Source organism: Granulicella pectinivorans, from assembly GCF_900114625.1.
GTDB lineage: Bacteria > Acidobacteriota > Terriglobia > Terriglobales > Acidobacteriaceae > Edaphobacter > Edaphobacter pectinivorans.
This window is the reverse complement of the sequence record NZ_FOZL01000002.1, coordinates 586,575-600,681: the sequence shown is the minus strand read 5'-3', so window position 1 is coordinate 600,681 and position 14,107 is coordinate 586,575. Positions and strand designations below refer to the sequence as shown.

Sequence of the window (14,107 nt, the reverse complement as noted above, 5' to 3'; positions counted from 1 at the left end):
GGACAGTCTGATAGGTTGTAGCCATCACCATCCGAGCCCAAATCCGCCCGATGCTCACCCTCGCCCTCCCGCTCATCCTCGCGGAGCTGGGCTGGATGTCCATGGGCATCGTCGACACCATCATGGTCGGCCACATGGCCCACCCGGTCCTCGCCATCGCCGCCGCCGCCCTCGGACAGGTCCTGTACAACACCATCGCCTTCGGCCTCGCCGGTGTCCTCCTCGGCCTCGACACCTACCTCTCCCAGTCTCACGGAGCCGGTCGCGTCGACGAAGCCAACCGCTGGCTCCTCCACGGCCTCGTCCTGGCCGTAGCCCTCGCCGCGGCCCTCATGCTGATCATCGGTGCAGCCCCCATCGCGCTGATGCACCTGCCCGCCGACCACGACGTTCTCCTCCACGCATCGAGCTTCCTGCGCGCCCTCAACTGGGGAACGCCCCCACTCTTTCTGGCCTTCGTCCTCCGCCGCTATCTCCAGGCCTTCAACCACGTCAAGCCCATCGCGATCTCCCTGGTCACCGCGAACGTCGTCAACGCGCTCGTCAACTGGCTCCTCATCTACGGTCACCACTGGGGCCCCATTCAGATCCCCGCGTTGGGCGTCTACGGCTCCGGCCTCTCGACTGCCATCTCGCGCCTCTACCTGGCTGGCTTCATGGCCGTCGCCGTCTACCGCCTCGACCGCCGCCACCACTATGGCCTCCGCACCACCCCACGCCTCTTCGACGCCACCCGGATCACCCGCCTCCTGAGCCTCGGAGCCCCAGCCGGAGCCGGCATCTTCGTCGAAATCTCCATCTTCGGAGCCGTCACCTTTCTCATCGGCACCATGGGCCCACTGCCTCTCGCGGGACATGAGATCGCCCTCAACTGCGCCTCCTTCACCTTCATGATTCCCTTCGCCATCTCCGCCGCCGCAGCGGTCCGCGTCGGACAGGCGATCGGCCGCAAATCCCCGCGCGAAGCAGCCTCCGCCGGATGGGCCGCGATCCTGCTTGGAGCCATCGCCATGGCCACCTGCTCCCTCTTCCTCGCTGGCTTCCCCCACGCCATCGCGTCCGCCTTTACGCTGGACCCGACCGTCATCGCCGCTACCGTCCCGCTACTCTACATCGCCGCCGCCTTCCAGTTCTTCGACGGCGTCCAGATCACCGCCAACGGAGCCCTCCGCGGAGCCGGCGATACCCACACCGGCCTCATCGTGCAACTCGCTGGCTACTGGGCCATCGCCCTGCCCCTCGGCTACTACCTGGGCTTCCGCCGCCACCTCGGCCCCGCCGGCCTCTGGATCGGCCTATGCACCGGCCTCATCGTCGCCGCGACATGCCTCGCCCTCAAATGGCGTCACACCACCCGCCACGTCCCGATTGCCGGGTAAGGCAATTTTGCATTACCGTCGCAGGGACAACGAGCTGAACGCGTTGCTCCAGGCGGATAACGTCGTCTTTGATCGCTCGGCCGCTGAGGCGGGTAGAGCCTTTCTTCTGGCGGGCGGCAATTTTGCCGATGGCCTTGTCGCCCACGAGGGCAGGCGTCTCGGTGGCGAGGTCTTCGTAACCTTCGACAGAAAAGCCGCCAAAATTGCCACAAGCCAGGGAGTGAAGGCTCAACGGGCAACCTGACAAGTCTTATTGATTCTTCCTGCTCTCCGCCACCCCGGCCGCCGTATACCCCTCCCATTCCCACGGCGTCACCGTATCCCCCAGAATCTTTTCAAACAGGGTCCGAAACGCCATCTCGCCATTCTCGCTGTTTGTCAGCACGATCATGCAGTCCCCCTTCTCCCGGAAGCAGATCATGTAGTTCTGCGCGCCCTCGCCATGCCCTTCCTTGAAGAACGCCGGCCCGTACTTCGTGGCCGACAACAGCCCCCACCCCAGCCCGTACGAAAGCCCCACCCGCGATCCCTCATCGCCCTTCTCGTTCGCGAGAGTAGGGAACTGGTGTAGCGAAGTAATCGAGATCTGCGGACGCAGCATCTCCGCCTGCGCCTTCGCGGTCATCACCCGCCCCGCCAGCAGCCCTTCGACAAACCTCCCCAGATCCCCGACCGTCGTGTCCATCGACCCCGCCGCCCTGGGATTCATTCTCTTGGAGTGACCCAGATTCACTCCCGTAGGGTCATACCCCAGCGCATAGTTCCCCTGGAAGCTCTCCTGCCAAACCATCGAGGTCCGCGTCATCCCCTGCGGTGCGAAGATCCTCTCCCGCATCAGTTCATCGAGCGGCTTGCCCATCCGCTTCTCCACCACCATCTGCAGCAGGTTCATCCCCTCGCCGGAGTAGCCATACCGCGTCCCCGGCTCCCAGTGCAGCCTCATCTTTCCATCCGGCTCCAACGCCGCGAAGTTCGCCAGCCCCGACGTATGCGACAGCAGATGCCGCGCCGTGATCCTTCGCCACCGGACATCCCCCGCCAGATCCTTGTACTTGTCGAACTGCGGCAGCGGCTTGCCCAGGTACGTCCACACGGGCTTATCCAGCTCGATAAACCCGGCATCCACCAGCGTCATCACGTACGAACTGAACAGCCCCTTGGTGATCGAAGCACCCCACATCACGGTCTCCGGCCCCATGGGCAGCTTCGCTCCCACATCGCGCATGCCGAACTCTTCGGTCCACACCACCTTCCCGCCGTTCAGCACGGCGATCTCGGCCCCCGTCACATGCTGGTCCGCCAGAGCCCGCCGCGCAATCGTCGCGGCCTTGGCTCCCGTCAACGTCGTCCCGTCCAGCCGACGAATTCTCGCCTTCTTTTGTGCCTCCGCGCTCGCGCCACCAGCGAGCAGAACCACCATGCCCCACACCAACCAACTGCCTGCAAGCCGGTTCCTCATGCAAACAGCATAATCGTGAACCATCACCCACGCACCTTCCCGCGAAACTGAAGAAAAATAAGAGCGTTCCAGCTACTGGCCAGGGACCACCGCATACGTCGTATCCCAGTGCTCCAGCAGCGTATGCAGCACCGTGCTCCCGCACAGCCACGCCGCCTCCAGCGCCAGCTTCGAGCCGATATACGGCGCCGTCACCGACTCCACCGCCTCATGCCCCGGTCTCTGCATCGAGTAGTTGCTTCCCGTTCGCAGCACCATCACCCGCGCCGGGTCCACCCGTTTCATCCTCCCCAGGCGCTCGATCGCCTCCATAAACCCGGCGTCTTCCATCTCCGTCATCACGAACCTGCCTTTGCCCTTGGTGTACATCTTCACCCAGTCCTCGGCGTACTCCGTCATGATCTTGCCGTGCCAGTAGTAGTCCGATGCAAACGTGTCGCCGATCATCACAAATGGCGGCCTCTGCGCCTCCGGATACCCGGTAAACCCCGCGCGAAACTGAGCCACCACCGGGTCATCGCCCAGGTTGAGATTCCTGGTCAGCCCAAAGGCCCAGTCCGCCAGCCCAGCGTTCAGAGGATACGACTGCGACCGCATCCAGTTCGACGAACCCGGCGAATCCGGCTTCGGCCTCTTCGCCGTCACCGGAAACAGCCCATATGGCCAGTCCTTCGGAGCTTCACGCGGATCGATCTCCCGCGCCACATCCCCCACCACAAACTTCGCCCACGCCGCCGTCCCAATCGACGCATACTTCGGATCCACCCCGGCGATCCCATTGATCAGGAAGTAGGCATGCGTCAGGTCGAACCGGGGATCCAGCCCCAGCGCCATCATCGAAGCCGTCGAATTCACCAGCGTCGTCCCGCTCAACATGCCAATCACGGTGTGCTCCTTGTTGGTCCGCAAAGGATGCACGCCCCCCGGAAAGTCGATGACCTCGGTCAGCTTCTCCCGCTCCACCCAAAACTGGAACTCCCCAGGAATATCCCCCGTATCGTTCCCCACCTCGAACGTAGCGATCACCACCGCCCGCACCGGCCAGGGCTTCTCCTGCGCCTGAGCCACACCCACGAACAAAGCCAGAACCGCCACAACCCAAAGACGCATGGAAGAACCTCAAAGGAAGAATTCTCCCCAGACTACCCCAACCCGCCGAAGAACCACGGAAGGTTGGGATATCCAGCCCCGCAAGATCACTTTCCTGCCTGAGCACGAACCGCGAAATTCCAAGGGAGCCCACCCCGCTACAATCAACTCCAGCTATGCAAACGAAACACATCCATCTCATCGGTATCTGCGGGACCGCCATGGCCTCCCTCGCCGGCATGCTCCAGCAGCTCGGCCATCGCGTCACCGGCTCCGACGCCGCCGCCTACCCGCCCATGTCGCACCAGCTTGCCGCCTTGCACATCCCGGTGCACGAACCCTATAACGAGGCCAACCTGACGCCCCGCCCGGACCTCGTCGTCGTCGGCAACGCCATCTCCCGCGGCAACCCCGAACTCGAGTACGTCCTCGACCAGCGCATCCCCTTCACCTCCATGGCCGCGCTCCTCCACGACGAGTTCCTCCCCAACCGCGAATCCCTCGTCGTCTCCGGCACCCACGGCAAGACCACCACCACCAGCATGCTCGCCTGGATCTACGAGGTCGCCAGCCGCACCAACCCGGCCTTCGCCCCCAGCTTCCTCATCGGTGGCCTCGCCGAAAACTTCGGGACCTCCTTTACCGTCCGGCCCCGCACACCGGACGGCCCGAACCCCTTCCTTCTCGAAGGCGACGAGTACGATACCGCCTTCTTCGACAAGGGACCGAAGTTCCTCCACTACTTCCCAGACGCCGCCATCCTCACGCACGTCGAGTTCGACCACGCCGACATCTATCCTGATCTGGCGGCGGTGAAGACCGCCTTCAAACGCCTCGTCAACCTGATCCCCCGTCGCGGTCGTCTGGTCGCCTTCGACGCGTCGCTCAACGTCACCGAGTGCATCGACCGCGCCTTCTGCGCCGTGGAGCGCTACGGCCTCCTGCCCAGCTCCTTCTGGCACCTGAGCGACCTCACCCACGAGGGCACCACCACCACCTGGACCCTCCGCCGCAAGGGCGAGTTCTTCGCCACCCTCACCCTCCCCATGCCCGGCGAGCACAACGCCTTCAACGCCACCGCCGCGGCCGCCCTCGCCAGCGGACAAGGCGTCCCCACCGAAGCGATTGTCGAAGCCATCCGTACCTTCAAGTCCGTCAAGCGCCGCCTCGAAGTCCGCGCCGAGGTCTACGGCATTACCATCATCGACGACTTCGCGCACCACCCTACGGCCATCCGCGAGACCCTCCGCGCCCTACGCACCAGCTATCGCGGTCGCCGTCTCGTTGCCATTTTGGAGCCGCGCTCGAACACCCTCCGCCGCAACGTCTTCGAAGCCGAACTCGTCGATGCCCTCGCTCTGGCCGATCAGGTGGTTCTCGCCGGAGTCTTCAAGTCGGAGTCCATCCCCGTCACCGAGCGCCTGCACCCGGAGAACGTCGCCGCCAGCCTTCGCGCTCGCGCCATTCCCGCCCAGGTCTACCCCGACGCCGACGCCATCGTCGCCGCCATCACCCCGCAACTCAAACCCGGCGACGTCGTGGCCATCCTCTCCAACGGGGGCTTCGGCAATATCTACGAAAAGCTCCCGCAGGCCCTCGCCCGGAACGAGGGATGATCGCCGAGTCTTCACTCGCCCGGCTACGAGGCTGTGCCCGCCTTCGCGACACGCGTACGCTCGCGAGGGTGGGCCGCCGCAACAGCTCTCACCCCGTGAGCCGTTGCCTCTTCTTCCGCCCTTTCCTCACCATCTTTCCCTGAGCCCGCATCCAAGCCCCCACTGCTATCCTCAAAGAGGCATGTTCGCAACCTTCAAGCTCCTCTTCGTCCTCACCGCATTTGGTCCATTAGCCGGAATCATCGGCATCCCGTACTGCTGGCTCATCAAGGACATCCATCCGCTCTACCGCGTCTCGATGGGCATCATCCGCCTTGCCCTGCGCGCGGCCAAGATTCCCGTGCTCACCACCGGTCTTGAGAACGTGCCCCCAGGCAAGAGCGTCATCTTCATGGCCAACCACGTCTCCAACCTCGATCCCCCGGTGCTGCTTCCCGCCATCCCCGGACGCACCTCCATCCTCCTCAAAAAGGAGCTGATGCGCATCCCCATCCTCGGCACCGCCATGCGCATGGGACGCTTCATCCCGGTCGAACGCGGACACCGCCGCGACGCCGCCACCGCATCCATCGCGGCTGCCGCCCAGGCTCTCGCCGACGGCCTCCACATCACAGTCTTCCCCGAAGGGACCCGCTCCAAAGACGGACGTCTCAGCACCTTCAAGAAGGGACCCTTCTTCCTGGCCCAGCAGACGGCGGCCCCCGTTATTCCCGTAGCCATCTCCGGCACCGAACGTATGATGCGCAAGGGCTCCGCCGCCATCTACCCCGGCACGGCCCACATCCACTTCCTGCCCGCGATCGACCCCACCGCCTACGCCACCCGCGACGCCCTCATGGCCGCCGTCCACGCCGCCATCGCCGCCGCCCTTCCACCGGAGATGCAGCCGGAAGCAGGGCTCAGGGCATAAAAGCCCTCAGCCCCGCCCTTACTTCACCATCGCATTGAAACCATCCGAAGAAAGCTTCTCCCGCATCGCCTCGGCTTCTTTCCTCGATCCATACGGACCAAGCTGCACATGCAGGTAGCTATCCTGCGGCTCGCGCCGGATGAAGACGTTGTACCCCTTCCGCTTCAGCGCCGACACCACCACATCCGCATCTTCCTGCCTTGTAAACGCCGACACCTGCACCATGGTGCCGCCGCCGCCCGCAGGCGCGGCAGGCTTCGCCGCCCCCGAACCCAGTGCCACCGGAATAATTCCCGGCTTCACCGGGGCAGCCGCAACTGGCGGGGGAGCAGGATCGCCCACAATCCCCGCATCCGGATCCCTCGGCTTCGCGGCAGCCACCACCGCCGGCACCACCACCGTCGCCGGAGCCTTGCCCTGCGGCCCCGAAAGCTTCAGCGGAGCACCCACCGAACCATACTGCGACCCGCCAGCCGCATTCGCTGCCGCGGCGTCCTTCGCAGAGAACCCAGGACCGGACTGAATCGCCGCCGTTCCCGGCGATGGCTTGAACGTCCGGAACGTATCTTTTCCCCCGCTGCTATCCGCATTCGCGTCATCCGTGGCCCCGCTCGCCGTCTGCGCCGACTTCCGCCCCAGCGAGTATCCAAACCCGAAAAAACCAGCCAGCAGCAATGCCAGAACGAAGAAGATGCCCAGCATCGTCGACGTACCCAGCGAGATCTCTTTGTCGCGTCTACGGTCGTCCATATCGTCTAAATCGTGGTCCCCATGCAAAACACTCACCGCTCTACTCCTCCAGCTTGATCGTCGGCTTATCGCTCATCGTCTTGTTCAGCAGATTCATCAACTCCATCGGCAACGGAAAGATGATCGTCGTATTCTTCTCGACGCCAATCTCCGTCAGCGTCTGCAGGTAACGCAGTTGCAGCGTCATCGGCTGCGTCGCCATCAGCGCCGCCGCCTCTACCAGCTTGGTCGACGCGTCATACTCACCCTGCGCGTGAATCACCTTCGACCTCCGCTCCCGCTCCGCCTCGGCCTCCTTCGCCATCGCCCGCAGCATGCTCTCCGGCATGTCCACCTGCTTCACTTCCACCGACACCACCTTCACCCCAAACGGCGCCGTGTGCCCATCGATAATCGTCTGAATCCTCTGGTTCAACTGCTCCCGGTGCGCCAGCAACTGGTCCAGGTTCACCTCACCCAGCACGCTCCGGAGCGTCGTCTGTGAGAACTGGCTGGTCTGGTACACGTAGTTAGAAACCTCGATCACGGCCTTCACCGGGTCGATCACCCGCAGCGTCACCACCGCATTTACCTTCAGCGTCACGTTGTCGCGCGTGATCACATCCTGCGCAGGAACCTCCATCGCCTCCTGCCGCAGGCTTACCCGCACAATCTGGTCCAGCGGACGAAACACCAGAATCACGCCCGGCCCCGACGCATCCTTGCGCACATGGCCCAGCCGAAACACCACCGCACGCTCATATTCCTTCAAAATCTTGATCGAGTTGACGATGTACAAGACGACGATCGCCGCAGCCACGACAAACGGGAACATACCCATAACGACACACCCTCGGAATTCCCTATCGCACAAAGGAATCGAGGCGATTGTAGTCCTTTTGGACCCACAATCGCCTCCGTCTTCCACAGCCCGAACCCAACCCGTTAGAACTTGATGAACACACCAACAGCCGGTTCGGTAATCCAGGTCCTCTTCAAAATCGTCAGATAGTTCTGGCCGAAGTCCGGAGCCAGCGAGTTTGACCCGCGAAACTGCGCCCGCAGCCCGATGTGTTCGGAGATCATGTCGTCCAGACCGACATCGTAGTAATACAGTGCGCGAGCCTGCTCCTGCCGCCCCTGTCCACCGTACGTCGTCGGCTTATACGCCATCGTGCCGGCGCCCCCGCCGATAAACGGCTTCAGCCCAAAGATCGCGATCGGAGGATGCGCCACATAACCCAATGAGTACTCACTCGTGTTGGCCTGCAGACCGAAGTTGAAATCGGTGTTGGACGCAGCGCCGCCGGAGCCCGTGTACTTCTGCGTATAACGCGCATAGCCATAGTTGAACTCGAGTCCAATCCACGGCTTCGCGATGTAGCGAATCTGCACCAGCGCACCCAGCGTGTTACCCGGAACGTCCGTTACCGTCTGGTTCAGGTAGTTCGTGCCCGTCGTCGTGGTGTTGAAATAGCCCGCGCCGCTCACCGCCAGGTCGAGCCTGTCCAGTTGTTTGCCCAGCTTGGTCTGCACCTCGGCCTGTCCGTGGGCGATACCCGCCAGGACCACGCTGCACACGCACAAACGCATCATCGAGGAAGAAAGGGAAGTAGCAAACGTCCGGACGAACTGCCGGCGCAACGAAATCGACATCAGATCTGGCTCCTTACACACACGCGCATGTACTCCATTAGTCTACCCGCTCCAGCCGCCAAGGGTTTGCAGATTAGACCGCCCCCAGCCGAAAACGTCGTCGCTCCCAGCTACGTAACTCGTCGATTGGAAGGGAGGTGGTCATTTCTCTTGAACGTTATACTGGCTTCAGTATAAACGCCCCCCCTTATCGACGCGGTCTACGCCTCCACGCCTTTCAGAAGAAGACGCAAGGCACGACGCAGCGAGACATCGAGATGGCAAAGGCACGCTTGACGCAACTGATGAAGGAGTAAAGATGACAAAGTCCATGAAGCATCCCCAACGTCTTGCCAGTGTCTGGGATGACCATGCCGACACCCCGGAAGAAGCGGCCAACCTGCGTGCGCGGGCCGAGCTGATGCATCAGATCGAGATCATCGTGAAACAGCGCGGCTGGACCCAGACCGAGGCAGCAACGCACTGCGGTGTCACCCAGCCCAGGCTGAACGACCTCCTCCGTGGACACGTCTCCCGCTTCTCGCTCGACGCCCTCGTCAACATGGCGACAGCCCTCGGCCGCAGAGTCAGGATCGAGGTCGACGCAGCCTAGCTCGCCTCCACCACCAGCACCAAACCATCCACCCCCGTCACCCGAACCGTCTCTCCTACCACCAGCTCTCGTCCCGCCCGGGCCGCCCAAAGCTCTCCCCGAACCTCCACCTGTCCGCTGGCATTCATCACCACGGCGAGCTGCCCCACCATCGCCTGCGCCCCGGTCAAAATCTTGTTCTTCCTCGCCTGCATCGCCACCCACGCCAGCCCAAACGAGATCGCCCCAAACCCCAGACCGGCCCCAATCGCCGTGCCCGTATGCACCCTCAACGCATCGATCGGCCCATCCACCAGCGTAGCCAGCCCAAACATCAACGCTCCCACGCCCGCCGCCGCCAGCACTCCATGACTCGCAAACTTGAACTCCAGCGCCATCAGGCAGAACGCAGCCACCAGCAGCAGAACCGCCGTATGCCGCACCGGCAGCAGGTTCAACCCAAACACGCCCAGCAGAAACAGCAGCGTCCCCAAAGCCCCCGGAACCACCGTCCCCGGCACATTGAACTCCAGATAAATCAGCAGCCCGCCGATCACCAGCAGAAACACGGCCACATCCGGATTCGTCAGGCTGCCCAGCAGCCTCTCCCGCATCGAAGGCACCACCGGCACTATCGGCACCCCTTTCAGCCGCAGTACCACCTTCGTCCCATTGAACCGCGTGATCTCCCGCCCATCCAGCGCTGCCAGCAGGGAAGCGTCATCGTTCGCCACCACATCCACCAGATGAAGCTTCAAAGCCTCCTGCTCCGAATACGACTTCGAATGCCTCACCGCATCTTCCGCCGCCGCGACGTTCCTCCCCCGAACCTCCGTATACGACCGCAGAAACGCCGCCGCATCGTTCTCCACCTTCTCCTTCAGGACCGGGTCCATCGTCTTGCCTTCCACGATCGGATGCGCCGCCCCTGCATTCGTCCCCGGAGCCATCGCCGCCACATCCGCGGACTCCAGGATGAAGAATCCCGCCGACCCAGCCCTGCTCCCCGCCGGCGCGATATACACAATTACCGGCACCGGGGACTGTTCGATCGCCTGCACCATCTCCCGCGTCGAACTCAGCAGCCCGCCCGGAGTTCCCAGCGAAAGCAGCACTGCCCGCGCCTGCATCCGGTCCGCCTCGTGCAGCCCGCGTCGCAGATAATCCGCCGTCACCGGCTGAATCGTGTCATGCAGCGTAAGCCGCACCACCACCGGACCCTGCGCAAAAGCCTGCCCCACGAACAACATCATCAGCAGCCACAAACACCGCGTGCGCCCCATCGCGCTTCTGCGATGGGGGCTTCCGCCTCCAAACCATCCGGAGAGCCCCCTCACGGTATCGCCTGCCCTCTTGCCGCCAGCGCCGCCTTCATCCCCATCGCGGCCGAGTTCTTCGGCTCCAGCCGCAGCGCATTCCCTACATCCGTCGCCGACCTCTGCAACTCATTCGCCGACAGATCCAGACGTGCCAGCACCAGGTACGCAATCACATTCGGCTTCAACTGAATCGACTTCGTCGCCTCCGCGCGAGCATCTTCGATATTCCCGCTCTGCTCCCGCACCTGCGCCAGCCCCGCGTGCCCCACCGGCGAACTCGCATCCGCCGCAATCGCAGACTGGAACTCCAGCTCCGCCTCCGGAACCAGGCCCTGCGCCAGATAATCCCGGCCCTGCTGCGAGTACTCCACTGCCTGTTGCGCCGGAGGAAGCGCCGCCAGCCGCATCGCCCGCATCTGGTCCAGTTGGAACGCCGCCTGCCGGAACGAAGCCTCCGAGTATGTCCGCCGAATTCGCTCGATCGGCTCGAATCCACCCGTCTCGACCGCCGCCTTCAGCCCCGTACCGGCCTTCGCCGCCTCCACCCGCAACTTCAGCTCCTTGGCCTCCTGGTCCTGCGCATGCAGCTTCAGTGCCGCATCCAGTTCCTTCAACGTCCCCGCCGCATCCCCCCGGTTCAATAACGCCACAGCCACGTTGAAGTGGTAGTCCGCATCCTTGGGGTCCGCCGTGGAGGCCCGCTGAAACAACGCCCCCGCATCTTTTCCCTGCCGGCTCGCCGCGACACCCTGATTGTTCACAATCTCCGGCAACGGCAGACGGCTGGCCACAAACGCAAACGCAGACTCCGACTCCGCATACTTCGCCAGGTTGAACTTCGCCAGCCCCAGGTAGAACCCAGCCTCCAGCGCCGCCCGATCCGTGCGCGGAACCTTCGCCATCGTCGCGGCGGCCGCCTCATACTGCCGGTCCGCATACTGCGCCTTGCCGAGAGAAAGCAGGGCCGCCGTGTACTTCGGCTCATCCGCAATCGCCGCCTCAAGCCGCTTGATCCGCTCCGTCGAAGCCGACGACGTCGTCCCGCGAATGTAATTCTCAAACGCGCTCAGCTTCACCCCGCCCGCCGCGGAGAGAAACGTCTGCTGCGCCACCGGAAACTTCGGATCGATCTCCCGCGCCACCTTCCACGCCAGCGCATTCTCCACATCGAACAGCCGCGGCAGCTCCGCCGAATCCTCAATCGGCCGCGAAAGCGACAACTGGTTCACCCGCAGCACCTGCGCCTGCACCTGGATCGCCCCATTCACCACATTGAAGCTGCCGACAACCACATAGTCCGCATCCAGCGTCTGCGCAATCCGGATGGTCGTCGCCCGTGTCGGCCTGAAGTCCACCGGGAACCCAAGATGGTCCATCGCGTACTGCCGGTCTTCGCGCGAGATGGTGAGGAACCCCGAGGAGTTCAGCCGCTGGTCCAGCGTGTACGGAAACGACTCGCCGATCCACTGCAGGTTCACCTGGCCCGACCGGTTCTCGAACGGCAGCACCAGCACCAGGCGCCCTGCCTCATGCGCCTCGCCCGAGCTCTGTGCCATCGCGGCGACAGCCAGCGAAAGCAGCACCATCATCGAACCCCAAAGACGTATCGCTCGCAGCATTGTCACCTGTCCCATCCAGCAGCCATTATAGTGACCGCCTAAGAGTGAGACGGCAATACCGAATCCCCGGGTGTCCCACCACGAAGTCTCATTCCCGAACAGCGGGAGAGCCCGGAGAAGCAGTGACCGCTCCGCGCGCAGCGGGCCCGTCCGGCAGGACCTATCTTTGTACGGAAGCATTCACCGATCGAGGAAACCGAAGCACTGCAGCCCACTCCCCCTTGCGATACCCCTGCCACACCACATCTCCATGCAGCATCCGAGCTGCCTCCCGCGGCCGCAGATCGTGATGGAAATCGAAGTACTTCTCATCATCCCCGCTCCCGCCCGCCACATGCACCTTGCCTGAGGCCGGCTCCCACTTCGTGGAAAAGATCATGGCTGTGTCGTACGCACCGGGATCCCCAGCAGCCTTCTCCATCTCTTCCATCGAAAAATTCTTGATCGCCACCGTCTTCATCGGAGTCGCGATATACCCCAGCTCCGGTCGCTCGAACTCCTGCGTCCCCGGCCACGCCGTCAGGACCGTGGCCGCCGGATACTCCTTCGCAATCAGAGCGATCGCCTCCTGGTGCAGCACAATCATGTCGCGATAGGTGAGGTTATCCTCCGGAGCGAACGCATACGGCGGATTCACCCAGATCCCCGCGATGAACCCCGCGGCCGCCAACGCTGCCAAACCGCCCCACCGCCGCAGCCCACGCCGCCACTCCACCACGCACACCATCACAATGATGGGAAAAACCGGCAGCAGATACCGGGTCAGCAGCGCGCCGCCCAGCACCGAAAACTCCACCCAGTTTGCCAGCACCACCACCGAAAGCCCCGTCATCACGCCGCGAGAAAGCCGTCCCCGCCCCGCCACAGCCGGCATCAGCATCGCCGCCACCGCGCAGCCCGTAGCGACGAACATGTTCATATGCGTCGTCAGGTGCAGCACCCGGTGCCACAGGCAAAGCGCAATCCGGTAAGCCCCCAGATTCGCCGTGGCGTTGTAGCGCAGATACTCCGGATTCCCGAACACGAAACCCGTCTTCCGCCAGTGATACCCATACCAGGCCAACAGCGGCAGCACCGGAGCCACCAAAGCCGCCGCCCACGCCACATGCACCGAGAGCCACCGCTTCGGTGTCCGGTGAGTCCACCAAACCCGCAACCCGAAATAAAGCTCCAGCACGGCAAGCGCCAGCGGAGTAACAATCGCCGTCTCTTTCGAGAGTGCCGCCAGCGCAAACAACACCGCCGCCGCCACTCGCTCCACCAGCGCCGCCTCCAGAGGCTCGCCCGTCCCCGGATCTTCCCGACGCACGAAGTAGAACGAGAGCCCCCAAAGCGTAAATGCCGCCGCAAAGATATCCGCATGCGCCAGCGAACTCTGCGCGAACCACACCGGATACACCGCCGTCAGCACCATCGTGGCCACTGCCGCCGAAACCCCGGCAATCCCCTTCACCAGCCGATAGATCCCAACCAGAGCCGCTGCCGCCACACCGCACACCAGCAACCGCGTGGCCGTCACGGAGAAGCCGAACACATGCCACCACCCCGCCAGCAAAAGCGAGGGCAGGGGAGGGTGTGCATTGCTCGTCGTCGTCACCGGAATCAGCGTTCCGGTCTTGAAGAAATCCCACGCCGAGGGAATGTAGTACCCGGCCTCATCCCAGAAGTAGGGAAGCCGCAGCAGCGTCCAGTGCGTGAGCACTACACCTGCAAACACCACCGGAAACATCACCCAAAGCGGAAGTCCAGTACGCTTCACG

The 14,107-nt window shown here is 63.5% G+C and carries 12 protein-coding genes; 4 read left to right on the top strand and 8 right to left on the bottom strand.

Features of this window, described 5'->3' with window-relative positions; all coding sequences use genetic code 11:
• The first annotated feature begins 50 nt into the window (after nt 1-50).
• On the top strand, nt 51-1,379 hold the full coding sequence (locus tag BM400_RS20345) for an MATE family efflux transporter (protein WP_245782053.1): 1,329 nt from the start codon (nt 51-53) through the stop codon (nt 1,377-1,379).
• Between the two features lie 250 nt (nt 1,380-1,629).
• On the opposite strand, the gene BM400_RS20335 is transcribed toward BM400_RS20345, so the two are convergent.
• Nucleotides 1,630-2,838: a serine hydrolase domain-containing protein gene (locus tag BM400_RS20335; protein WP_245782052.1), complete on the bottom strand. Its 1,209-nt coding sequence runs from the start codon at nt 2,836-2,838 to the stop codon at nt 1,630-1,632.
• A gap of 72 nt (nt 2,839-2,910) precedes the next feature.
• Nucleotides 2,911-3,948: a purine nucleoside permease gene (locus tag BM400_RS20330; RefSeq protein WP_089843364.1), complete on the bottom strand. Its 1,038-nt coding sequence runs from the start codon at nt 3,946-3,948 to the stop codon at nt 2,911-2,913.
• A 155-nt stretch (nt 3,949-4,103) separates the two neighbouring features.
• Between BM400_RS20330 and mpl the strand changes: the two genes are divergently transcribed.
• Nucleotides 4,104-5,543 carry a UDP-N-acetylmuramate:L-alanyl-gamma-D-glutamyl-meso-diaminopimelate ligase gene (gene mpl / locus BM400_RS20325; RefSeq protein WP_089843361.1) on the top strand — a complete coding sequence of 480 codons (1,440 nt, stop codon included), beginning with the start codon at nt 4,104-4,106 and terminating at the stop codon, nt 5,541-5,543.
• A gap of 181 nt (nt 5,544-5,724) precedes the next feature.
• The gene (locus tag BM400_RS20320; protein ID WP_089843357.1) at nt 5,725-6,453 is read left to right on the top strand and encodes a lysophospholipid acyltransferase family protein; all 729 of its coding nucleotides are present in this window, start codon (nt 5,725-5,727) and stop codon (nt 6,451-6,453) included.
• Between the two features lie 18 nt (nt 6,454-6,471).
• Here BM400_RS20320 and BM400_RS22895 read toward each other — a convergent pair whose 3' ends face one another.
• The 3 genes from BM400_RS22895 to BM400_RS20305 form a co-directional block, all read right to left on the bottom strand.
• Nucleotides 6,472-7,203 (bottom strand): SPOR domain-containing protein, encoded by a 732-nt coding sequence (locus BM400_RS22895; RefSeq protein ID WP_089843354.1) that lies wholly within the window; start codon nt 7,201-7,203, stop codon nt 6,472-6,474.
• Nucleotides 7,204-7,243: 40 nt separating this feature from the next.
• The gene (locus tag BM400_RS20310) at nt 7,244-8,023 is read right to left on the bottom strand and encodes a slipin family protein (protein WP_089843350.1); all 780 of its coding nucleotides are present in this window, start codon (nt 8,021-8,023) and stop codon (nt 7,244-7,246) included.
• Nucleotides 8,024-8,127: 104 nt separating this feature from the next.
• Complete coding sequence (locus BM400_RS20305; RefSeq protein ID WP_089843347.1) at nt 8,128-8,838, bottom strand: hypothetical protein; 711 nt, start codon at nt 8,836-8,838, stop codon at nt 8,128-8,130.
• A 298-nt stretch (nt 8,839-9,136) separates the two neighbouring features.
• On the opposite strand from BM400_RS20305, the gene BM400_RS20300 reads away from it, so the two are divergent.
• Nucleotides 9,137-9,430 (top strand): helix-turn-helix domain-containing protein, encoded by a 294-nt coding sequence (locus BM400_RS20300; protein ID WP_245782051.1) that lies wholly within the window; start codon nt 9,137-9,139, stop codon nt 9,428-9,430.
• Here BM400_RS20300 and BM400_RS20295 read toward each other — a convergent pair.
• The 3 genes from BM400_RS20295 to BM400_RS20285 all read right to left on the bottom strand — a co-directional run bounded on the left by BM400_RS20295 (nt 9,427) and on the right by BM400_RS20285 (nt 14,106).
• Nucleotides 9,427-10,692 (bottom strand): NfeD family protein, encoded by a 1,266-nt coding sequence (locus BM400_RS20295; RefSeq protein ID WP_089843343.1) that lies wholly within the window; start codon nt 10,690-10,692, stop codon nt 9,427-9,429. The two genes, BM400_RS20300 and BM400_RS20295, sit on opposite strands and share 4 nt — an antisense overlap.
• Before the next feature lie 50 nt (nt 10,693-10,742).
• A complete protein-coding gene (locus tag BM400_RS20290; RefSeq protein WP_245782050.1) occupies nt 10,743-12,362 on the bottom strand; it encodes a tetratricopeptide repeat protein in 1,620 nt (539 codons plus the stop codon).
• Between the two features lie 145 nt (nt 12,363-12,507).
• Entirely contained in the window at nt 12,508-14,106 is a 1,599-nt protein-coding gene (locus tag BM400_RS20285) for an ArnT family glycosyltransferase (protein WP_245782049.1), read from the bottom strand.
• Between the last annotated feature and the right edge of the window lies 1 nt (nt 14,107).